This is a genomic window from Streptomyces paradoxus (assembly GCF_014202475.1).
Classification (GTDB): Bacteria; Actinomycetota; Actinomycetes; order Streptomycetales; family Streptomycetaceae; genus Streptomyces; species Streptomyces paradoxus.
This window is the reverse complement of record NZ_JACHGV010000003.1, coordinates 134,952-155,675: the sequence shown is the minus strand read 5'-3', so window position 1 is coordinate 155,675 and position 20,724 is coordinate 134,952. Positions and strand designations below refer to the sequence as shown.

Here is a 20,724-nt window from a genome sequence, read left to right as displayed (position 1 = left end):
GTCTGAACCTGCTCTATATCCAGTCGTCGGGTTCCGGCTCCGCGTCCATCTCCGGCCAGTCGTCCGGCTCGCCCGCGTCCCGGCCGGGGGCGTGAGCGGGGCCGGGCTCCTGGGCCTGGGCCGGGCCCGCTGCCGGAGCCGGCCCGCCCAGGGCCGCCAGAACCCCGAGCACGCCCTCCCCGTACGTGGCGAGCTTCTTCTCGCCGACCCCGCTGATCCCGCCGAGCTCCCCCACCGACGTCGGCCACACCGTGGCGATCTCCCGCAGTGTGGCGTCGTGGAAGATCACATACGCCGGGACGCCCTGCTCACGAGCCTGCTCGGCGCGCCAGGCGCGCAGTGCCTCGAAGGCCGGCAGCAGTTCCTCGGGCAGCTCGGCGGCGACCGCCTTGCCCTTGCGCTCGCCCCGGCCGGAGCCGGAGGACGAGGACCCCGACCGGGAGGTCACGGGCTTCTTCGGCTCCTTGCGCAGCGGCACGTCCCGCTCCCGTCGCAGCACCGCCCCGCTCGCCTCGGTCAGCACCAGCGTGCCGTACTCGCCCTCCACCGCGAGCAGCCCCTGGGCGAGCAACTGGCGGATGACACCCCGCCATTCGCCCTCGGTGAGCTCCTCGCCGATGCCGAACACGGACAGCTGGTCGTGGTCGAACTGGATGACCTTGCCGGTGCGCTTGCCCAGCAGGATGTCGACGATCTGCACCGCGCCGAACTTCTGCCCGCGCTCCCGCTGCAGCCGGACCACCGTGGACAGCGCCTTCTGCGCCGCGATCGTGCCGTCCCAGGTCTCCGGCGGGGTCAGGCACGTGTCGCAGTTGCCGCAGCCGGACGGATCCGGGTCCTGGCCGAAGTAGGCGAGGAGCTGGCCGCGGCGGCACTGGGCCGTCTCGCACAGCGCGAGCATCGAGTCCAGGTGGGCCTGGGCGCGGCGCCGGAAGGCCTCGTCGCCCTCGCTGGACTGGATCAGCTTGCGCTGCTGTATGACGTCGTTCAGCCCGTAGGCCATCCAGGCCGTCGACGGCAGTCCGTCGCGGCCGGCCCGGCCCGTCTCCTGGTAGTACCCCTCGACCGACTTGGGCAGGTCGAGGTGGGCGACGAAGCGGACGTCCGGCTTGTCGATGCCCATGCCGAAGGCGATGGTCGCCACCACGACCAGGCCGTCCTCGCGCAGGAAGCGGGACTGGTGGGCGGCGCGCGTGCCCGCGTCCAGGCCCGCGTGGTACGGCACCGCCTCGATGCCGTTGCGGCTGAGGAACTCGGCGGTCTTCTCCACCGAGTTGCGCGACAGGCAGTAGACGATGCCGGCGTCGCCCGCGTGCTCCTCGCGCAGGAAGTTCAGCAGCTGCTTCTTCGGATCGGCCTTGGGCACGATCCGGTACTGGATGTTGGGCCGGTCGAAGCTCGCCACGAAGTGGCGGGCCGTCGGCATGTTCAGCCGCTCGGTGATCTCCTGGTGCGTCGCGCGGGTGGCCGTCGCCGTCAGCGCGATCCGCGGCACGTCCGGCCAGCGCTCGCCGAGGAGGGACAGCGCCAGGTAGTCGGGCCGGAAGTCGTGGCCCCACTGGGAGACGCAGTGCGCCTCGTCGATCGCGAAGAGGGAGATCTTGCCGCGGGAGAGCAGATCGAGCGAGCTCTCCAGCCGCAGCCGCTCCGGCGCCAGGTACAGCAGGTCGAGCTCGCCGGCGAGGAACTCGGCCTCCACCATCCGCCGCTCGTCGAAGTCCTGCGTGGAATTCATGAAACCGGCCCGCACGCCCAGCGCCCGCAACGCGTCCACCTGGTCCTGCATGAGGGCGATGAGCGGGGAGACGACCACGCCCGTGCCCGGCCTGACCAGGGACGGGATCTGGTAGCACAGCGACTTGCCGCCACCGGTCGGCATCAGCACGACGGCGTCGCCGCCCGCCACCACATGGTCGATGACGGCTTCCTGCTCGCCGCGGAAGGCGTCGTAGCCGAAGACCCGGTGCAGCGCGGCCAGCGTCTCACTCGCGTCGGCGCCGAGGGGCCCGGCGGGACCGCTGCCCGCGCCGATCCCGGCCCCGGTCCTCCCGGCCCCGGTCACCGCGTCCAGTTCCGTCATCACACCCGTCCCGCCCGTAGCGCCCATCGTTGCGTCCCCCGTGCGTCGCGCCTCGACCACTGCGTCCACCATAGGCGCCGGCACCGACAGCCCCGGAGTTATCCACAGGTCCGCCCCGTAGGGCTGCGTCAAGGACACGATCGTCGTTCACGCGTTCGCCGGAGACCTGCCCGTTTCCGGCGGATAGTCTGAATGCACCCGCGAGACTCCGTCCCATGGGAGCCCTGATGAGCGTCGCACCGAAGGCGTCCAAGCCCACCTGGCCGACCCCGCCGGAAGGCGGCTGGACCGCCGACGACCTGGACCGCCTCCCGAATCTTCCTCCGCACACGGAGCTGATCGACGGGAGTCTCGTCTTCGTGAGTCCGCAAACCCTGTTCCACTCACGCGCTGTCGACTTCTTCAATTGGCAGCTGCAGTCCCTCGCACCCGCGGAGTACGAGGTCATTCGCGAGTTCACCATCGACATCGACCGCCAGAACCGGCCGGAGCCGGATGTGATCGTGGTACACGGAGACGTTGTAGAGGACCCCGGGCAAACCCGGTATCCGGCGGAGTCCGTCCTGCTCGCCATCGAGGTCGTCTCCGCGGACTCCGTTTCACGGGACCGCGAGACCAAGCCTCTGAAGTACGCCCGGGCCGGGATCCCGCACTACTGGCGTGTGGAGAACGAGAAGGGACTCGCCGCGGTGCACGCCTTCGAGCTGGAGCCCACCACCGGTGCGTACACGAGCGTCGGAATCTTCCGGGAGCGGATGAAGGTCAGCGCCCCGTTCCCCGTGGACCTGGATCTGACCGGCATCAAGCCGCGCCGCAAGGGCGGCGAGTAGCCGCCACGCCGCCAAGCACAGCGGCCCGGCCCCCGAGTGGGGAACCGGGCCGCTGCCGCTCGGGCGGCGCAGCTCAGCGCACGAACACGCCCGCCTGTCCCGCCAGATCCAGGAAGTACTGCGGCGCCACACCGAGCACCAGCGTGACCGCCACGCCCACCCCGATCGCCGTCATCGTCAGCGGCGACGGCACCGCCACCGTCGGGCCCTCCGGCCGCGGCTCGCTGAAGAACATCAGCACGATGACGCGGATGTAGAAGAACGCCGCGATCGCCGACGAGATCACACCGATGACGACGAGCGGGGCGGCCCCGCCCTCCGCCGCGGCCTTGAAAACGGCGAACTTGCCTGCGAAGCCGGACGTCAGCGGAATGCCCGCGAAGGCCAGCAGGAACACCGCGAACACCGCCGCCACCAGCGGGGACCTGCGTCCGAGCCCCGCCCACTTGGACAGGTGCGTCGCCTCACCGCCCGCGTCGCGGACCAGGGTCACCACCGCGAAGGCGCCGATCGTCACGAACGAGTACGCCGCCAGGTAGAACAGCACCGACGAGACACCGTCGGGCGTGGTCGCGATGACACCCGCGAGGATGAACCCGGCGTGCGCGATCGACGAGTACGCCAGCAGCCGCTTGATGTCGGTCTGCGTGATCGCGACGATCGCACCGCCCAGCATCGTGACGATGGCCACGGCCCACATGACCGGCCGCCAGTCCCAGCGCAGGCCCGGCAGCACGACGTAGAGCAGCCGCAGCAGCGCGCCGAACGCGGCGACCTTCGTCGCGGCCGCCATGAACCCGGTCACCGGGGTCGGAGCGCCCTGGTACACGTCCGGCGTCCACATGTGGAACGGCACCGCGCCCACCTTGAACAGCAGCCCCATCACCAGCAGCGCGGCGCCGATGAGCAGCAGCGCGTCGTTACCCATGGTGTCGGCGAGCGCCGGGTTGACGTCCTGCACGGTGCCGTCGACGACCTGCGCGATCGTCGCGTACGACATCGAGCCCGCGTAGCCGTAGAGCAGCGCGATGCCGAACAGGGTGAACGCGGAGGCGAAGGCGCCGAGCAGGAAGTACTTGACCGCCGCCTCCTGCGACATGAGCCGCTTGCGGCGGGCCAGCGCGCACAGCAGGTACAGCGGGAGGGAGAGGACCTCCAGCGCCACGAACAGCGTCAGCAGGTCGTTGGCCGCCGGGAAGATCAGCATGCCGGCGACGGCGAACATCAGCAGCGGGAACACCTCGGTGGTGGTGAACCCGGCCTTGACCGCGGCCTTCTCGCTCTCGCTGCCCGGCACGGACGCGGCCTGCGCGGCGAAGGAGTCGACGCGGTTGCCGTGCACCACCGGGTCGAGGCGCCGCTCGGCGAAGGTGAACAGGCCCACCAGCGCCGCCAGCAGGATCGTGCCCTGCAGGAACAGGGCGGGCCCGTCGACGGCGATCGCGCCCATGGCCGCGATGCGTGCCTTCGTCGTGCCGTACCCGTCGGCCGCGAGCGCCACGACCGCGGCGAAGGCGGCCGCGAGGGCGACGACGGACACGAACATCTGGGCGTAGTAGCGCGATTTCCGCGGGACGAACGCCTCGATGAGGATCCCGATGATCGCCGCACCTACGACGATCAGGGTCGGCGACAGCTGGCCGTACTCGAACTTCGGTGCGTCGATCTTGGTGATCGGATCGGCCGCGGTTGTCCACAGGCTGTGGACGGCTGTTGCGCTCACTTGGCCGCCTCCACCTCGGGCTGGGGGTCCTTCTTCTGTACGTCGGACATGGTCTGTTTGACCGCTGGGTCGATGATCTCCGTGACGGGCTTCGGGTAGACGCCCAGGAAGATCAGCAGGACGACCAGCGGGGCGACGACCACGAGCTCACGGACCCGGAGGTCCGGCATCGCGGAGACCTCCGGTTTCACCGGGCCCGTCATCGTCCGCTGGTAGAGGACGAGGGTGTAGAGCGCGGCGAGGACGATGCCGAAGGTGGCGATGATGCCGATCACCGGATAGCGCGTGAACGTGCCGACCAGGACCAGGAACTCACTGACGAACGGCGCGAGCCCCGGCAGCGACAGCGTCGCGAGGCTGCCGACCAGGAACGTGCCGGCGAGCACCGGGGCGACCTTCTGCACTCCGCCGTAGTCGGCGATGAGCCGCGAGCCGCGCCGGGAGATCAGGAAGCCCGCCACCAGCATCAGCGCGGCCGTCGAGATGCCGTGGTTGATCATGTAGAGCGTCGCCCCGGACTGGCCCTGGCTGGTCATCGCGAAGATGCCCATGATGATGAAGCCGAAGTGGGAGATCGACGCGTACGCCACCAGCCGCTTGATGTCCCGCTGGCCGACCGCGAGCAGCGCCCCGTAGATGATGCTGATCAGGGCCAGGACGAGGATGGCGGGCGTGGCCCACTTGCTGGCCTCCGGGAAGAGCTGGAGGCAGAAGCGGAGCATCGCGAAGGTGCCCACCTTGTCGACGACCGCCGTGATGAGCACGGCGACCGGGGCGGTGGACTCCTGCATGGCGTTGGGCAGCCAGGTGTGCAGCGGCCACAGCGGCGCCTTCACCGCGAAGGCGAAGAAGAAGCCGAGGAAGAGCCAGCGTTCGGTGCTGGTCGCCATGTCGAGGGTGCCGTTGGCGCGGGCCTCGGCGATCTCCTGGAGCGAGAAGTTCCCGGCGACCACGTACAGGCCGATCACCGCGGCCAGCATGATCAGACCGCCGACCAGGTTGTAGAGGAGGAACTTCACCGCGGCGTACGAACGCTGGGTCGCCGCCGCCTTCTCGCCGTGCTCGTGGGCACGGTCCCCGAAGCCGCCGATGAGGAAGTACATCGGGATCAGCATGGCTTCGAAGAAGATGTAGAAGAGGAAGACGTCGGTGGCCTCGAAGGAGAGGATCACCATCGCCTCGACGGCGAGGATCAGGGCGAAGAAGCCCTGCGTCGGCCGCCACCGGCTGCTGCCGGTCTCCAGGGGGTCGGCGTCGTGCCAGCCCGCGAGGATGATGAACGGGATCAGCAGGGCGGTCAGCGCGATCAGCGCCACTCCGATGCCGTCCACACCCAGTTCGTAACGGACGCCGAAGTCGGCGATCCAGGCGTGGGACTCGGTGAGCTGGTAGCGGTCGCCGCCCGGGTCGAAGCGCACCAGGACGGTGATCGCCAGGACGAGCGTGGCGAGCGAGAAGAGCAGCGCCAGCCACTTGGCCGTGGTGCGCTTCGCGGCCGGTACGGCGGCGGTGGCGATCGCCCCGACGGCCGGGAGCGCCGCTGTCACTGTCAGCAGAGGAAAGGACATCGGTATCAGACCGCCCTCATCAGCAGGGTCGCGGCGACGATGACCGCCGCACCCCCGAACATCGAGACCGCGTAGGAGCGGGCGAAGCCGTTCTGCAGCCTGCGCATCCGCCCGGAGAGGCCGCCGACCGAGGCCGCCGTGCCGTTGACGACGCCGTCGACCAGGGTGTGGTCGACGTAGACCAGGGACCGCGTGAGGTGCTCGCCGCCGCGGACCAGGACGACGTGGTTGAAGTCGTCCTGCAGCAGGTCGCGCCGGGCGGCCCGGGTGAGCAGCGAGCCGCGCGGGGCGACGGCCGGGACCGGGCGGCGGCCGTACTGGGCCCAGGCGATGGCGACGCCGATGACCATGCAGGCGACGGTCGCGCCGGTGACCACGCCCGCGCTGATCGGCGGGTTGCCGTGGCTGTGCCCCGTGACCGGCTCCAGCCAGTGCATGAACCGGTCGCCGATGCTGAAGAACGCGCCGCCGGCCACCGACCCGACGGCCAGGACGATCATCGGGATCGTCATGACCTTGGGCGACTCGTGCGGATGCGGCGGGGTGTACTCGCCGCGCGTCTCGGCGGCGGGCTCCGCGCTCGGCGCGGCCGGTGACGGCGTCGGGGCGTTGCGCCAGCGCTCCTCGCCGAAGAACGTCATCAGCATCACGCGCGTCATGTAGAACGCGGTGATGGCCGCGCCGAGCAGGGCGCAGGCGCCGAGGATCCAGCCCTCGGTGCCGCCCTTGGCGAACGCCGCCTCGATGATCTTGTCCTTGGAGAAGAACCCGGACAGGCCCGGGAAGCCGATGATCGCCAGGTAGCCGAGGCCGAAGGTGACGAACGTGACCGGCATGTACTTGCGCAGTCCGCCGTAGCGGCGCATGTCGACCTCGTCGTTCATGCCGTGCATGACGGAACCGGCGCCGAGGAACAGCCCGGCCTTGAAGAAGCCGTGCGTCACCAGGTGCATGATCGCGAAGACGTAGCCGATGGGGCCGAGGCCGGCGGCGAGGATCATGTAGCCGATCTGCGACATGGTCGAGCCGGCCAGGGCCTTCTTGATGTCGTCCTTCGCGCAACCGACGATCGCACCGAACAGCAGCGTGACCGCGCCGACGATGGTGACGACGAGCTGGGCGTCCGGGGCGCCGTTGAAGACGGCCGCGGAGCGGACGATCAGGTAGACGCCCGCGGTCACCATGGTCGCGGCGTGGATGAGGGCCGAGACCGGGGTCGGGCCCTCCATCGCGTCCCCGAGCCAGGACTGCAGCGGCACCTGGGCGGACTTGCCGCAGGCGGCGAGGAGCAGCATCAGCGCGATCGCGGTCAGCTTGTCCTCACCGGCGGCACCGGCGAGACCTGCCTCCCCGTGGCTGCCGAGCACCGGCCCGAAGGCGAAGGTGCCGAACCACAGGAACATCAGCATGATCGCGATGGACAGGCCCATGTCGCCCACGCGGTTGACCAGGAAGGCCTTCTTCGCGGCCGTGGCGGCGCTGGGCTTGTGCTGCCAGAAGCCGATCAGCAGGTAGGAGGCGAGACCGACGCCCTCCCAGCCGACGTACAGCAGCAGGTAGTTGTCGGCGAGGACGAGGATCAGCATCGCCGCCAGGAACAGGTTCAGATAGCCGAAGAAGCGGCGGCGCCGCTCGTCGTGCTCCATGTACCCGACGGAGTACAGGTGGATCAGCGATCCGACGCCCGTGATCAGCAGCACGAACGTCATGGACAGCTGGTCGAGCTGGAAGGCGACGTCCGCCTGGAAGCCCTCGACCGGGATCCAGCTGAACAGGTGCTGGCTCAGGACGCGGCTCTCGGCGTCCCGGCCCAGCATGTCGGTGAACAGCACCAGGCCGAGCACGAAGGAGACGGCCGCGAGCAGGGTGCCGAGCCAGTGGCCGACGGCGTCCAGCCGCCGCCCGCCGCACAGCAGGACCGCCGCTCCGAGCAGGGGCGCCGCCACCAGCAGCGCAATGAGGTTCTCCACGATTCTTCCGACCCCTTACAGCTTCATCAGGCTGGCGTCGTCGACCGAGGCCGAGTGGCGGGCACGGAACAGGGACACGATGATCGCGAGCCCGACCACGACCTCGGCGGCGGCGACGACCATCGTGAAGAAGGCGATGATCTGGCCGTCGAGGTTGCCGTGCATCCGGGAGAAGGCGACGAACGCGAGGTTGCAGGCGTTGAGCATGAGCTCGATGCACATGAACACGACGATCGCGTTGCGCCTGATCAGCACGCCGATGGCGCCGATCGTGAACAACAGGGCCGCGAGGTACAGGTAGTTGACGGGGTTCACTTCGACGCCTCCTCGGACCGCTGGAACTTCGCCGGCCCGACCGCCCTGCGCTCAAGACGCTCCTCGGACCGCTGCTCCAGGGCCTTGAGGTCGTTGAGCGCCTCCTGCGACACGTCGCGGATCTGGCCGCGCTCGCGCAGGGTCTTGCTGACGGTGAGGTCGGACGGGGTGCCGTCGGGCAGCAGTCCCGCGATGTCGACCGCGTTGTGCCGGGCGTACACACCGGGCGCCGGCAGCGGCGGCAGCTGCTTGCCCTCGCGCACGCGCTGCTCGGCGAGCTCCCGCTGCGTCTTGGCCCGCTCGGTGCGCTCGCGGTGGGTGAGCACCATGGCGCCGACGGCGGCCGTGATGAGCAGGGCGCCGGTGATCTCGAACGCGAAGACGTACTTGGTGAAGAGGAGGGCGGCGAGGCCCTCCACGTTGCCGCCGGCGTTCGCCTGGCCGATGCCGTTGAACTCCGTCAGGGACGCGTTGCCGATCCCGGCGAACAGCAGGACGCCGAAGCCGAGCCCGCACAGCGCGGCCAGCCAGCGCTGGCCCTTGATGGTCTCCTTCAGGGAGTCCGCCGCCGTGACACCGACGAGCATCACCACGAACAGGAACAGCATCATGATCGCGCCGGTGTATACGATGATCTGGACGACGCCCAGGAAGTAGGCGCCGTTGGCGAGGTAGAACACCGCCAGGATGATCATGGTCCCGGCGAGGCAGAGCGCGCTGTGCACGGCCCTCTTCATGAGGATGGTGCCCAGGGCGCCGATCACCGCGACGGTGCCGAGGATCCAGAACTGGACGGCCTCTGCGGTGGAGGTGGAGTAGGCGGCGAGCTGGGTGGTCATCGGCCGGCCACCTTCCCCGAGGCCGGTTCCGTCCCGCCGAAGGTCGAGTCGGCCTCCTGGACGACCTCGCCCTTGGAGTGGGCGACTTGCTGCTCGGTGCCGGGCGCCGCCTCCGTCACCAGGCCCCGGTAGTAGTCCTGTTCGTCCGTGCCGGGGTAGATGGCGTGGGGCGAGTCGACCATGCCCTCCTCGAGACCGGCGAGCAACTGCTCCTTGGTGTAGATGAGGTTGGCCCGGCTGGAGTCGGCCAGCTCGAACTCGTTGGTCATCGTGAGCGCCCGGGTGGGGCAGGCCTCGATGCACAGGCCGCACAGGATGCAGCGGGCGTAGTTGATCTGGTAGACGCGGCCGTACCGCTCGCCCGGCGAGTAGCGCTCCTCGTCGGTGTTGTCCGCGCCCTCCACGTAGATGGCGTCGGCGGGGCAGGCCCAGGCGCACAGTTCACAGCCGACGCACTTCTCCAGGCCGTCCGGATGGCGGTTGAGCTGGTGCCGTCCGTGGAAGCGCGGAGCCGTGGTCTTCTGCTGCTCCGGGTACTGCTCGGTCAGCCGCTTCTTGAACATGGCCTTGAAGGTCACGCCGAAGCCGGCCACGGGGTTCTGGAAACCGGGCTTGGTGTCCTTGGGTTCCTCGGCCTTCGAACGCTCGAGTTCCTCAGCCATCGGACGCCTCCTTTCCATCCGTAGATCCGCCCAGAGTTTCGTCACCCTGAGTATCCGGCCCACCACTGACAATCAGCTCCCGCTCACGGCGCGAGCGGCGGCGCGGGACCGGCGGTAGTTCCTGTCCGGGCAGCGGCGGTACGGGGAATCCGCCCGCCATCGGGTCGAAGGCGGCCGGGGTCTCGGCCGGCTGTTCGGCCTTCTTGGCCTTCTCGCGGAACATGTCGGCGACGAAGGAGAGCAGCAGCAGGGCGAGCACGCCGCCGCCCACGTAGAGGGCGATGTCGGCGAAGTCGTAGCCCTCGTTCCTGAAGGCCCGGACGCTGGCGACGAGCATCAGCCACACCAGCGAGACCGGGATGAGGACCTTCCAGCCGAGCTTCATCAGCTGGTCGTAGCGGACGCGCGGGAGGGTGCCGCGGATCCAGATGAACATGAACAGCAGCAGCTGGACCTTGACCGTGAACCACAGCAGCGGCCACCAGCCGTGGTTGGCGCCCTCCCAGAAGGTGCTGATGGGCCAGGGGGCCCGCCAGCCGCCGAGGAACAGCGTGGTGGCGACGGCCGAGACGGTCACCATGTTGACGTACTCGGCGAGCATGAACATCGCGAACTTGATCGACGAGTACTCGGTGTTGAAGCCGCCGACCAGGTCACCCTCGGACTCCGGCATGTCGAAGGGGGCGCGGTTGGTCTCGCCGACCATCGTGACGATGTAGATGATGAAGGAGACCGGCAGCAGCACGATGTACCAGCGGTCGGCCTGCTGCTCGACGATCGTCGACGTCGACATCGACCCCGAGTACAGGAAGACGGAGGCGAAGGCGGCGCCCATCGCGATCTCGTAGGAGATCATCTGGGCGCACGAGCGCAGGCCGCCCAGCAGCGGGTACGTCGAACCGGAGCTCCAGCCCGCCAGCACGATGCCGTAGATGCCGACCGAGGCGACCGCGAGGATGTAGAGCATCGCGATCGGCAGGTCGGTGAGCTGCATCGTGGTGCGCTGGCCGAAGATCGAGATCTCGTTGCCGGCCGGGCCGAAGGGGATCACCGCGATCGCCATGAAGGCCGGGATCGCCGCGACGACCGGCGCGAGGACGTAGACGACCTTGTCCGCGCGTTTGACGATGACGTCTTCCTTGAGCATCAGCTTGATGCCGTCGGCGAGCGACTGGAGCATGCCCCACGGGCCGTGCCGGTTGGGGCCGATGCGCAGCTGCATCCAGGCGACGACCTTGCGCTCCATGACGATGGAGACCAGCACGGTCACCATCAGGAAGGCGAAGCAGAACACCGCCTTGATGACGACCAGCCACCAGGGGTCGGTGCCGAACATCGAGAGGTCTTCAGCGGCGAGGTACGGGCTCATGCCTCCACCTCCTTGGGGGCCTCGCCGACGAGCGTCGCCGGGCCGATGCGGACGAGGGAGCCGGGCCGCGCCCCGGTGTCGGAGGCGACGCCGCCGCCGGTGGAGTTGAGCGGCAGCCACACCACCCGGTCGGGCATGTCACTGATCTGGAGCGGGAGTTCCACGACCCCCTGCGGGCCGGTCACGGCGAGCAGATCGCCGTCCTTGACGCCCGCCTCGGCGGCCGTCGGGGCCGACACCCGCGCGCGTGCGGCGTGCCGGGTTCCGGCGAGTGCCTCGTCGCCCTGCTGGAGGACGCCCTGGTCGAGCAGCAGCCGGTGCCCCGCGAGGACGGCTTCCCCGGCGGCCGGCCGCGGCAGCGCAGCCGCGGTCTCCAGGGGTTCGCCCGCCCGCGGGCCGTCCCAGGCGCCGAGCCGGTCGATCTCGCCGCGCACCGTGCGCAGATCGGGCAGTCCGAGGTGGACGTCCATGGCATCGGCCAGCATCTGCAGCACGCGCGCGTCGGTGGGCGCCGAGCTGCGGGTCATCTGGTCCGGCTTGAGCGCGGCCTCGAAGAAGCGGATGCGGCCTTCCCAGTTGAGGAAGGTGCCGGCTTTCTCGGCTACCGCGGCCACGGGCAGGACGACATCGGCCTTGCGGCTGATCTCGCTCGGCCGCAGTTCCAGCGAGACCAGGAAGCCCACCTCGTCCAGCGCCGCACGCGCGCGTGCCGGGTCGGGCAGATCGGCGACCTCCACGCCCGCCACCAGCAGGGCCTGGAGCTCTCCGGTCGCCGCGGCCTCCACGATCTGGCCGGTGTCACGGCCGTAGCGGTGCGGGAGACCGGCGACGCCCCAGACGGCGGCGACCTCGTCCCGCGCGCGCGGGTCGGTGGCCGGGCGTCCGCCCGGCAGCAGCGACGGCAGCGCGCCCGCCTCGATCGCACCGCGTTCCCCGGCCCGGCGCGGGATCCACACCAGCCGGGCGCCGGTCGCGGAGGCCGTGCGTGCGGCGGCGGTGAGCCCGCCGGCCACGGCGGCCAGCCGCTCGCCGACGACGATCACCGCGCCCTCGGCGCGCAGCGCCTCGGCGGCGAGCGCGCCGTCGTCCTCCAGGCCGGCGCCGCTCGCGAGCGCGTCCAGCCACTCGGTCTCGGTGCCGGGAGCGGCCGGCAGCAGCGTGCCGCCCGCCTTCTCCAGACCGCGGGTGGCGTGCGTGGCCAGGGAGTAGACCCTCTGCCCGTGCCGGCGCCAGGCCTTGCGCAGTCGCAGGAAGACGCCGGGCGCCTCCTCCTCCGCCTCGAACCCGACCAGCAGGACGGCCGGTGCCTTCTCCAGCGCGGTGTACGTGACGCCCGTGCCGTCGAGGTCCCGGCCGCGCCCGGCGATCTGCGCGGCCAGGAAGTCGGCCTCCTCGCTGCTGTGCACCCGCGCGCGGAAGTCGATGTCGTTGGTGTCGAGGGCCACGCGCGCGAACTTGCTGTACGCGTAGGCGTCCTCGACGGTGAGGCGGCCGCCGGTCAGGACGCCGGTGCGGCCCCGGGAGGCCAGCAGCCCCTGGGCCGCGATCTGGAGCGCCTCGGGCCAGGAGGCGGGCTCCAGCTCGCCCTCGGCGTTGCGCACCAGCGGCGTCTGAAGCCGGTCGCGCTGCTGCGCGTACCGGAAGGCGAACCGCCCCTTGTCGCAGATCCACTCCTCGTTGACGTCGGGGTCGTTCGCCGCGAGCCGCCGCATGACCTTGCCGCGCCGGTGGTCGGTGCGCGTGGCGCAGCCGCCGGAGCAGTGCTCGCACACCGACGGGGAGGAGACCAGGTCGAAGGGGCGGGAGCGGAATCGGTACGCCGCCGAGGTCAGCGCGCCGACCGGGCAGATCTGGATGGTGTTGCCGGAGAAGTACGACTCGAACGGGTCGCCCTCGCCGGTGCCCACCTGCTGGAGCGCGCCCCGCTCGATCAGCTCGATCATCGGGTCGCCCGCGACCTGGTTGGAGAACCGGGTGCAGCGGGCGCACAGCACGCACCGTTCGCGGTCGAGCAGCACCTGCGTGGAGATCGGTACGGGCTTCTCGTAGGTCCGCTTGCGGCCCTCGAAGCGGGAGTCGGCGTCGCCGTGCGACATGGCCTGGTTCTGCAGCGGGCACTCACCGCCCTTGTCGCAGACCGGGCAGTCCAGCGGGTGGTTGATGAGCAGGAGCTCCATCACACCCTTCTGGGCCTTCTCGGCGACCGGGGAGGTGAGGTGGGTCTTGACCACCATGCCGTCGGTGCAGGTGATGGTGCAGGACGCCATCGGCTTGCGCTGGCCCTCGACCTCGACGATGCACTGGCGGCAGGCGCCGGCCGGGTCCAGGAGGGGGTGGTCGCAGAACCGGGGGATCTCGATGCCGAGCTGTTCGGCGGCCCGGATGACCAGGGTGCCCTTGGGCACGCTGATCTCGGCGCCGTCGATCGTCAGCGACACGAGGTCCTCCGGCGGGACCGCCGCTTCTCCCCCGCCGGAGGGAGAGCTGGTGGTCACGGTCATGCGTTCACCTCCGTGCGGTCGGCCCAGGCCGTCGACTTGGCCGGGTCGAAGGGGCAGCCCCGGCCCGTGATGTGCTGCTCGTACTCCTCGCGGAAGTACTTGAGCGAGGAGAAGATCGGCGAGGCGGCGCCGTCGCCGAGGGCGCAGAAGGACTTGCCGTTGATGTTGTCGGCGATGTCGTTCAGCTTGTCGAGGTCGGACATCTGTCCCTTGCCGGCCTCGATGTCGCGCAGCAACTGCACCAGCCAGTAGGTCCCTTCGCGGCAGGGCGTGCACTTGCCGCAGGACTCGTGGGCGTAGAACTCCGTCCAGCGGGTGACGGCACGGACCACGCAGGTCGTCTCGTCGAAGCACTGGAGGGCTTTGGTGCCGAGCATGGAACCCGCGGCGCCCACTCCTTCGTAATCAAGGGGGACGTCGAGGTGCTCGTCGGTGAACATCGGGGTCGAGGAGCCGCCCGGCGTCCAGAACTTCAGGCGGTGCCCGGGGCGCATCCCGCCGCTCATGTCGAGGAGCTGGCGGAGCGTGATCCCGAGCGGCGCCTCGTACTGGCCGGGGCTGGCGACATGGCCGCTGAGGGAGTAGAGCGTGAAGCCGGGCGACTTCTCACTCCCCATCGACCGGAACCATTCCTTGCCCCGCTGCAGGATCGCGGGAACCGACGCGATCGATTCGACGTTGTTCACCACAGTCGGGCACGCATAGAGGCCCGCGACGGCAGGGAAGGGGGGACGAAGCCGCGGCTGGCCCCGGCGGCCTTCGAGCGAGTCGAGCAGTGCGGTCTCCTCACCGCAGATGTACGCGCCCGCGCCCGCGTGCACGGTGATGTCGAGGTCGAGTCCGCTGTCCAGGATGTTCTCGCCGAGGAAGCCGGCCTCGTACGCCTCGCGCACGGCCGAGTGCAACCGCCGCAGCACCGGGACGACTTCACCCCGCAGATAGATGAAGGCGTGTGACGACCTGATCGCGTAACACGCGATGATCATGCCCTCGATGAGGCTGTGCGGGTTCGCGAAGAGGAGCGGGATGTCCTTGCACGTCCCCGGCTCCGACTCGTCGGCGTTGACAACAAGATAGTGCGGCTTGCCGTCCCCCTGGGGAATGAACTGCCACTTCATCCCGGTGGGGAATCCCGCGCCGCCGCGTCCGCGCAGACCGGAGTCCTTGACGTAGGCGATCAGGTCGTCCGGCGTCATGGCGAGCGCCTTGCGCAGCCCTTCGTACCCGTCGTGCCGCCGGTAGACGTCCAGCGTCCAGGACCTGTCCTCGTCCCAGAAGGCCGACAGCACCGGTGCGAGCAGCTTCTCGGGGCTCGTGTCTTTCAGCTCGGGTGCCAAGGTCATCACTCCCCCTCCTCGGCGGTGGGCCCGGCCGAATCAGCGGGGCGGGGCGGAGCCCCTCCATCAGAGGTGGTGGGGGGCGACGGGTGGGAGGGGTCGGAGGCCGATGTGTCCTGCGGCGCGTCGTGCGAGCTCAGGTGCTCCGTCGGTGACGGCTCGTGCGGCGCCCCGGTGCGGGCGGCCTCGCCGCGCGGATGCACCACGCGCGCGGAGGACGCCTCGCCCTTGGCGAGCTTCAGGCCGACCAGGGAGGCGGGTCCCGCGCTTCCCCCGGACTCCACGGCCCCCTCCCGCTCGTCGGGGAAGCCGGCCAGGACCCGGGCGGTCTCCTTGAAGGTGCACATGCGCGCCCCGCGGGTGGGCGTGACCGGCCGTCCCGCGCGCAGGTCGTCGACGAGGCTCTTGGCGCTGGCCGGGGTCTGGTTGTCGAAGAACTCCCAGTTGACCATCACGACCGGCGCGAAGTCGCAGGCCGCGTTGCACTCGATGTGCTCCAGGGTGACCTTGCCGTCGCCGGTGGTCTCGCCGTTGCCGACGCCGAGGTGCTCCTGGAGCTCCTCGAAGATCGCGTCCCCGCCCATCACGGCGCACAGGGTGTTGGTGCACACCCCCACCTGGTAGTCGCCGCTCGGGCGGCGGCGGTACATGGTGTAGAAGGTGGCGACCGCGGTGACCTCGGCCGTGGTCAGGCCGAGGACGTCCGCGCAGAACCGCATGCCGGTGCGGGTCACGTGCCCTTCCTCCGCCTGCACGAGGTGCAGCAGCGGCAGCAGGGCGGACCGGGAGTCCGGGTAGCGGGCGATGACCTCGCGCGCGTCGGTCTCCAGACGGGCCCGGACGTCGTCCGGGTAGGCGGGTGCGGGCAGTTCGGGCATGCCCAGGCTGACGCCCCGCTCGGAAGACGATGTGGTCACCGGTCGACGCCTCCCATCACGGGGTCGATGGACGCCACCGCGACGATGACGTCGGCGACCTGGCCGCCCTCGCACATCGCCGCCATGGCCTGCAGGTTGGTGAAGGACGGGTCGCGGAAGTGGACCCGGTAGGGGCGGGTGCCGCCGTCGGAGACGACGTGCACCCCGAGTTCGCCCTTGGGCGACTCGACCGCCGCGTACGCCTGCCCGGGCGGGACGCGGAAGCCCTCGGTGACCAGCTTGAAGTGGTGGATCAGGGCCTCCATGGAGGTGCCCATGATCTTCTTGATGTGATCGAGGGAGTTGCCGAGGCCGTCGGGGCCCAGGGCGAGCTGCGCGGGCCAGGCGATCTTCTTGTCGGCGACCATGACCGGGCCGGGCTGGAGCCGGTCCAGGCACTGTTCGACGATCCGGAGGGACTGGCGCATCTCCTCCAGCCGGATGAGGAAGCGGCCGTAGGAGTCGCAGGTGTCGGCGGTCGGGATCTCGAAGTCGTAGGTCTCGTAGCCGCAGTACGGCTGGGCCTTGCGCAGGTCGTGCGGCAGGCCGGTGGAGCGCAGGATCGGGCCCGTCGCGCCGAGGGCCATGCAGCCGGCCAGGTCGAGGTAGCCGACGTCCTGCATGCGGGCCTTGAAGATGGGGTTCCCGGTGGCGAGCTTGTCGTACTCCGGGAGGTTCTTCTTCATCTTCTTCACGAACTCGCGGATCTGGTCCACCGCGCCGGGCGGCAGGTCCTGGGCGAGGCCGCCGGGGCGGATGTACGCGTGGTTCATCCGCAGGCCGGTGATCAGCTCGTAGATATCGAGAATGAGTTCACGATCACGAAAGCCGTAGATCATGATCGTGGTCGCGCCCAGCTCCATGCCGCCGGTGGCGATGCACACCAGGTGCGAGGAGAGCCGGTTCAGCTCCATCAGGAGCACGCGGATGATCGAGGCCCGGTCCGGGATCTGGTCCTCGATGCCGAGGAGCTTCTCGACGCCGAGGCAGTACGCCGTCTCGTTGAAGAACGGCGTGAGGTAGTCCATGCGCGTCACGAACGTGGTGCCCTGCGTCCACGTCCGGTATTCGAGGTTCTTCTCGATGCCGGTGTGCAGGTAACCGATTCCGCAGCGGGCCTCGGTGACGGTCTCGCCCTCGATCTCCAGGATCAGGCGGAGCACGCCGTGGGTGGACGGGTGCTGCGGGCCCATGTTGACGACGATGCGCTCGTCGTCGGCGCGGGCCGCCGACTCGACGACCTCGTCCCAGTCGCCGCCCGTGACCGTGTATACGGTGCCTTCCGTGGTCTCCCGGGGGGACGCGTGCGATGTGCTCATGAGTACGACCTCCGCTGGTCCGGAGCCGGGATCTGGGCGCCCTTGTACTCGACGGGGATGCCGCCGAGGGGGTAGTCCTTGCGCTGCGGAAAGCCCTGCCAGTCGTCCGGCATCATGATCCGCGTCAGGGCGGGGTGGCCGTCGAAGACGATTCCGAAGAAGTCGTACGTCTCGCGCTCGTGCCAGTCGTTCGTCGGGTAGACCGCGAACAGCGACGGGATGTGCGGGTCGCTGTCGGGGGCGCTGACCTCCAGGCGGATCACCCGGTTGTGGGTGATCGAGCGCAGGTGGTAGACGGCGTGCAGCTCGCGGCCCTTGTCGTTCGGGTAGTGCACGCCGCTGACGCCGGTGCACAGCTCGAAGCGCAGGGCCGGGTCGTCGCGCAGGGTGCGGGCGACGCGGACGAGGTGCTCGCGCTCGATGTGGAAGGTCAGCTCGTCGCGGTCGACGACCGTCTTCTCGATGGCGTTGTCGGGGAGCAGGCCCTGCTCCTCCAGCGCGCCTTCGAGTTCGTCGGCGACCTCGTCGAACCAGCCGCCGTAGGGGCGGGTCGCCGGTCCCGGGAGCCGGACCGAGCGGACCAGGCCGCCGTAGCCGGAGGTGTCGCCGCCGTTGTTCGCGCCGAACATGCCGCGCTGGACGCGGATCTCCTCGCCGCCCTCACCGCGCTGGCCCGGGAGATTCGACGCGCTGAGGTCCTTCTCCGGGTTCGCGCCGCTCGCGTCGCTCATCGCAGCAGCCCCTTCATCTCGATCGTGGGCAGGGCCTTGAGCGCCGCCTCCTCCGCCTCGCGGGCCGCCTCCTCGGCGTTCACGCCGAGCTTGGAGGACTGGATCTTCTGGTGGAGCTTGAGGATCGCGTCCAGCAGCATCTCCGGCCGGGGCGGACAGCCGGGGAGGTAGATGTCGACCGGCACGATGTGGTCGACGCCCTGGACGATGGCGTAGTTGTTGAACATGCCGCCCGAGGAGGCGCAGACCCCCATGGAGATCACCCACTTGGGGTTCGGCATCTGGTCGTAGACCTGCCGGAGCACCGGCGCCATCTTCTGGCTCACCCGGCCGGCGACGATCATCAGGTCCGCCTGGCGCGGCGAGCCCCGGAAGACCTCCATGCCGAAGCGCGCCAGGTCGTAGCGGCCGGCTCCGGTGGTCATCATCTCGATGGCACAACAGGCGAGGCCGAACGTGGCGGGGAAGACCGACGCCTTGCGCACCCAGCCCGCGGCCTGCTCGACGGTGGTCAGCAGGAAGCCGCTCGGCAGCTTTTCTTCGAGTCCCATGACGTGTGGCCCCTCAGTCCCATTCCAGGCCGCCGCGCCGCCATACGTACGCGTACGCGACGAAGACGGTGAGCACGAAGAGCAGCATCTCCACGAGCCCGAAGATCCCCAGGGCGTCGAAGGTGACGGCCCAGGGGTAGAGGAAGACGATCTCGATATCGAAGATGATGAAGAGCATCGCCGTCAGGTAGTACTTGATCGGGAAGCGCCCGCCGCCGGCCGGCGTGGGGGTCGGCTCGATGCCGCACTCGTAGGCCTCGAGCTTGGCCCGGTTGTACCGCTTGGGCCCGATCAACGTGGCCATGACCACGGAGAAGATCGCAAAGCCTGCCCCGAGGGCTCCCAGTACGAGGATGGGCGCATAAGCGTTCACCGCTCCTCGCTCCTCTCAGTCGGCACTGACTGCTGGCGGATTGCATCGGGCTCACATCCGCCCCACCGGTCCCTCGAACCCCGCCCGCCCCGGCGAAGATCGGGAACATGTGAAGCAGGTCACAAGCCCAACCGCGTGCATCTTATGCCCGACGCTCTGTGATCTGCGACACGGGGTATTGCACAAGCTTTGTGATCTCCACCACCTGACGATCGATCATGAAGTCGGATGAGCGGTGATCTTCACACGCGAAGCGTCCGTGTGATCACGAGAGGTGACATTTTGGCTCGTCAGCGCAGGCCGGAGGGGGCGTCTCAATATCAAGAGGGTTCTCTTGCATGCAAATTGGCGATGGACTTGATCTCTTGATAGAGGCGCGTTCACACATCAGAGGGCATGTGGGGCGAGGTGTGGACGCGTGCACGCGTTCACGATCTTCGCGAGCCCGTGACCCGGCCGTGATCCGCACGCCGGGACGCGACCTTCGGGCCAACCGTTCCGTGATCCCCGTCACATGGGTGAGAGATCCATGAGAACGGGGCTTGGCCAATCAACCCACCCGATGGTAGGCGCTGGGCAATTCGGGCGTATTGATCAAACACCGTGATCACAGGCCGATCACGGTGCGTCCGCAATGTCCGTTACGGCGTCAATAAAGGGTCTCGTTCGGGGGTTTTGGGAGCCCGATTGAGTAACTGTGGCGCAGCACACGTTTCTTGAAGATATGAAGGAGCCCCTGGTACCGGTTATTCCCATGTCCCACACCGCTCACATACGCAGCCACCGGAAGCCCCGCCGCAGCGCGACCTCTTCGATCGCCCTGCGCGCCGGAGTTGCCGGTGGCGTTCTCAGCATGGCAGCGGCTGGTGCGTCGGCCTCGGCGAGCGCCGCCGAGCCGGTGACGCAGACCATCGAACTGCCCACCCTGACGGCCGACCTGTCCGCTCAGGTCGCCCAGTCCGCGGCCGCCACCCAGCAGGCCGCCGCGAACTACGAACTGCGCGCCGAGCGTGACGCCGCCGCCGCCAAGGCCGCGACGGAGGCCAAGAAGGACCTCGCCGAGGCGAAGAAGAAGGCGGAGGCCAAGAAGAAGGCCGCGGAGGCCGCCCGCAAGGCCGCCGCCGAGCGCGCCAACCGCAGCACCGAGCGCGCCACCCTCTCCGCGTCCGCGTCCACCTCCACGTCGGTGTCGGCGCCCGCCAGCGGCAGCGTCGCCACGGTCATCGCGTTCCTCAAGGCCCAGGTGGGCGACGCCTACGTCATGGGCGCCACCGGTCCCAACGCCTGGGACTGCTCCTCCCTCGTGCAGGCCGCGTACAAGCAGGTTGGTGTGGACCTGCCGCGTGTCTCGCAGGACCAGTCGATGGCCGGCACGGACGTCCCGCTGTCCAGCGTCCAGGTCGGCGACATCCTGTACTGGGGCGGCAAGGGTTCCGCGTACCACGTGGGTGTCTACATCGGGAACGGCCAGTACCTCGACGCGGCCAACCCGTCCAAGGGCGTCGTCATCCAGGACCTGTCGGGCTACCCGGCGTCGGGCGCGGTGCGCGTCCTCTGACGTCACACGCCGTCCGACCCATCCGCTCACACGGGCTCGAGGGCCGTTGCCACCGCGAGGCAACGGCCCTCCCGGCCTGTC

At 69.5% G+C, this 20,724-nt stretch carries 17 protein-coding genes; 2 read left to right on the top strand and 15 right to left on the bottom strand.

The features are described from left to right. Window positions 1-13: 13 nt before the first annotated feature. On the bottom strand, window positions 14-2,080 hold the full coding sequence (gene recQ, locus HNR57_RS10335; RefSeq protein ID WP_246554441.1) for a DNA helicase RecQ: 2,067 nt from the start codon (window positions 2,078-2,080) through the stop codon (window positions 14-16). A gap of 227 nt (window positions 2,081-2,307) precedes the next feature. Here recQ and HNR57_RS10330 point away from each other — a divergent pair, with 227 nt between their 5' ends. Next, window positions 2,308-2,910, top strand: a complete 603-nt coding sequence (locus HNR57_RS10330; RefSeq protein WP_184559161.1) for a Uma2 family endonuclease — start codon at window positions 2,308-2,310, stop codon at window positions 2,908-2,910. A 73-nt stretch (window positions 2,911-2,983) separates the two neighbouring features. Here the strand turns inward: HNR57_RS10330 and nuoN are convergent, their stop codons facing one another. The 14 genes from nuoN to HNR57_RS10260 are packed head-to-tail and all read right to left on the bottom strand — an operon-like array spanning window position 2,984 to window position 19,085. After that, window positions 2,984-4,633, bottom strand: a complete 1,650-nt coding sequence (nuoN, locus tag HNR57_RS10325; protein WP_184559159.1) for an NADH-quinone oxidoreductase subunit NuoN — start codon at window positions 4,631-4,633, stop codon at window positions 2,984-2,986. Next, window positions 4,630-6,201: an NADH-quinone oxidoreductase subunit M gene (locus tag HNR57_RS10320; RefSeq protein ID WP_184559157.1), complete on the bottom strand. Its 1,572-nt coding sequence runs from the start codon at window positions 6,199-6,201 to the stop codon at window positions 4,630-4,632. Before HNR57_RS10320 ends, nuoN begins: the two co-directional genes overlap by 4 nt. Window positions 6,202-6,206: 5 nt before the next feature. Then, window positions 6,207-8,171 carry an NADH-quinone oxidoreductase subunit L gene (gene nuoL / locus HNR57_RS10315; RefSeq protein WP_184559155.1) on the bottom strand — a complete coding sequence of 655 codons (1,965 nt, stop codon included), beginning with the start codon at window positions 8,169-8,171 and terminating at the stop codon, window positions 6,207-6,209. A 15-nt stretch (window positions 8,172-8,186) separates the two neighbouring features. After that, window positions 8,187-8,486 carry an NADH-quinone oxidoreductase subunit NuoK gene (nuoK, locus tag HNR57_RS10310; protein ID WP_030234325.1) on the bottom strand — a complete coding sequence of 100 codons (300 nt, stop codon included), beginning with the start codon at window positions 8,484-8,486 and terminating at the stop codon, window positions 8,187-8,189. Continuing rightward, a complete protein-coding gene (locus tag HNR57_RS10305; RefSeq protein ID WP_184559153.1) occupies window positions 8,483-9,325 on the bottom strand; it encodes an NADH-quinone oxidoreductase subunit J in 843 nt (280 codons plus the stop codon). Before HNR57_RS10305 ends, nuoK begins: the two co-directional genes overlap by 4 nt. Next, the gene (gene nuoI, locus HNR57_RS10300; protein ID WP_184559151.1) at window positions 9,322-9,987 is read right to left on the bottom strand and encodes an NADH-quinone oxidoreductase subunit NuoI; all 666 of its coding nucleotides are present in this window, start codon (window positions 9,985-9,987) and stop codon (window positions 9,322-9,324) included. The genes HNR57_RS10305 and nuoI overlap by 4 nt, the downstream gene beginning before the upstream one ends. Further along, entirely contained in the window at window positions 9,980-11,356 is a 1,377-nt protein-coding gene (nuoH, locus tag HNR57_RS10295; protein ID WP_184559149.1) for an NADH-quinone oxidoreductase subunit NuoH, read from the bottom strand. Before nuoH ends, nuoI begins: the two co-directional genes overlap by 8 nt. Continuing rightward, a complete protein-coding gene (locus tag HNR57_RS10290) occupies window positions 11,353-13,857 on the bottom strand; it encodes an NADH-quinone oxidoreductase subunit G (RefSeq protein ID WP_184559147.1) in 2,505 nt (834 codons plus the stop codon). Before HNR57_RS10290 ends, nuoH begins: the two co-directional genes overlap by 4 nt. After that, window positions 13,854-15,200, bottom strand: coding sequence for an NADH-quinone oxidoreductase subunit NuoF (nuoF, locus tag HNR57_RS10285; protein WP_221342353.1), 1,347 nt, complete (start codon window positions 15,198-15,200; stop codon window positions 13,854-13,856). Before nuoF ends, HNR57_RS10290 begins: the two co-directional genes overlap by 4 nt. After that, window positions 15,200-16,111, bottom strand: a complete 912-nt coding sequence (gene nuoE / locus HNR57_RS10280) for an NADH-quinone oxidoreductase subunit NuoE (protein ID WP_184559144.1) — start codon at window positions 16,109-16,111, stop codon at window positions 15,200-15,202. Before nuoE ends, nuoF begins: the two co-directional genes overlap by 1 nt. Beyond that, window positions 16,108-17,430 (bottom strand): NADH-quinone oxidoreductase subunit D, encoded by a 1,323-nt coding sequence (locus tag HNR57_RS10275; protein ID WP_107455991.1) that lies wholly within the window; start codon window positions 17,428-17,430, stop codon window positions 16,108-16,110. The genes nuoE and HNR57_RS10275 overlap by 4 nt, the downstream gene beginning before the upstream one ends. Beyond that, window positions 17,427-18,161, bottom strand: a complete 735-nt coding sequence (locus HNR57_RS10270) for an NADH-quinone oxidoreductase subunit C (protein ID WP_184559142.1) — start codon at window positions 18,159-18,161, stop codon at window positions 17,427-17,429. Before HNR57_RS10270 ends, HNR57_RS10275 begins: the two co-directional genes overlap by 4 nt. After that, window positions 18,158-18,712 (bottom strand): NuoB/complex I 20 kDa subunit family protein, encoded by a 555-nt coding sequence (locus HNR57_RS10265; protein WP_030610600.1) that lies wholly within the window; start codon window positions 18,710-18,712, stop codon window positions 18,158-18,160. Before HNR57_RS10265 ends, HNR57_RS10270 begins: the two co-directional genes overlap by 4 nt. A 13-nt stretch (window positions 18,713-18,725) precedes the next feature. Continuing rightward, window positions 18,726-19,085: an NADH-quinone oxidoreductase subunit A gene (locus tag HNR57_RS10260; protein ID WP_003974383.1), complete on the bottom strand. Its 360-nt coding sequence runs from the start codon at window positions 19,083-19,085 to the stop codon at window positions 18,726-18,728. A gap of 724 nt (window positions 19,086-19,809) precedes the next feature. On the opposite strand from HNR57_RS10260, the gene HNR57_RS10255 reads away from it, so the two are divergent. Then, window positions 19,810-20,643 carry a C40 family peptidase gene (locus tag HNR57_RS10255; RefSeq protein ID WP_184560329.1) on the top strand — a complete coding sequence of 278 codons (834 nt, stop codon included), beginning with the start codon at window positions 19,810-19,812 and terminating at the stop codon, window positions 20,641-20,643. The last annotated feature ends 81 nt before the right edge of the window (window positions 20,644-20,724 follow it).

What these genes read in the sequence shown, in the direction of transcription:
- recQ (WP_246554441.1), bottom strand. Translation starts at nt 2,080, where the DNA reads ATGACGGAACTGGACGCGGTGACCGGGGCCGGGAGGACCGGGGCCGGG.
- HNR57_RS10330 (WP_184559161.1), top strand. Translation starts at nt 2,308, where the DNA reads ATGAGCGTCGCACCGAAGGCGTCCAAGCCCACCTGGCCGACCCCGCCG.
- HNR57_RS10320 (WP_184559157.1), bottom strand. Translation starts at nt 6,201, where the DNA reads ATGTCCTTTCCTCTGCTGACAGTGACAGCGGCGCTCCCGGCCGTCGGG.
- HNR57_RS10305 (WP_184559153.1), bottom strand. Translation starts at nt 9,325, where the DNA reads ATGACCACCCAGCTCGCCGCCTACTCCACCTCCACCGCAGAGGCCGTC.
- nuoI (WP_184559151.1), bottom strand. Translation starts at nt 9,987, where the DNA reads ATGGCTGAGGAACTCGAGCGTTCGAAGGCCGAGGAACCCAAGGACACC.
- nuoH (WP_184559149.1), bottom strand. Translation starts at nt 11,356, where the DNA reads ATGAGCCCGTACCTCGCCGCTGAAGACCTCTCGATGTTCGGCACCGAC.
- HNR57_RS10290 (WP_184559147.1), bottom strand. Translation starts at nt 13,857, where the DNA reads ATGACCGTGACCACCAGCTCTCCCTCCGGCGGGGGAGAAGCGGCGGTC.
- nuoF (WP_221342353.1), bottom strand. Translation starts at nt 15,200, where the DNA reads ATGACCTTGGCACCCGAGCTGAAAGACACGAGCCCCGAGAAGCTGCTC.
- HNR57_RS10275 (WP_107455991.1), bottom strand. Translation starts at nt 17,430, where the DNA reads ATGAGCACATCGCACGCGTCCCCCCGGGAGACCACGGAAGGCACCGTA.
- HNR57_RS10270 (WP_184559142.1), bottom strand. Translation starts at nt 18,161, where the DNA reads ATGAGCGACGCGAGCGGCGCGAACCCGGAGAAGGACCTCAGCGCGTCG.
- HNR57_RS10265 (WP_030610600.1), bottom strand. Translation starts at nt 18,712, where the DNA reads ATGGGACTCGAAGAAAAGCTGCCGAGCGGCTTCCTGCTGACCACCGTC.
- HNR57_RS10255 (WP_184560329.1), top strand. Translation starts at nt 19,810, where the DNA reads ATGAAGGAGCCCCTGGTACCGGTTATTCCCATGTCCCACACCGCTCAC.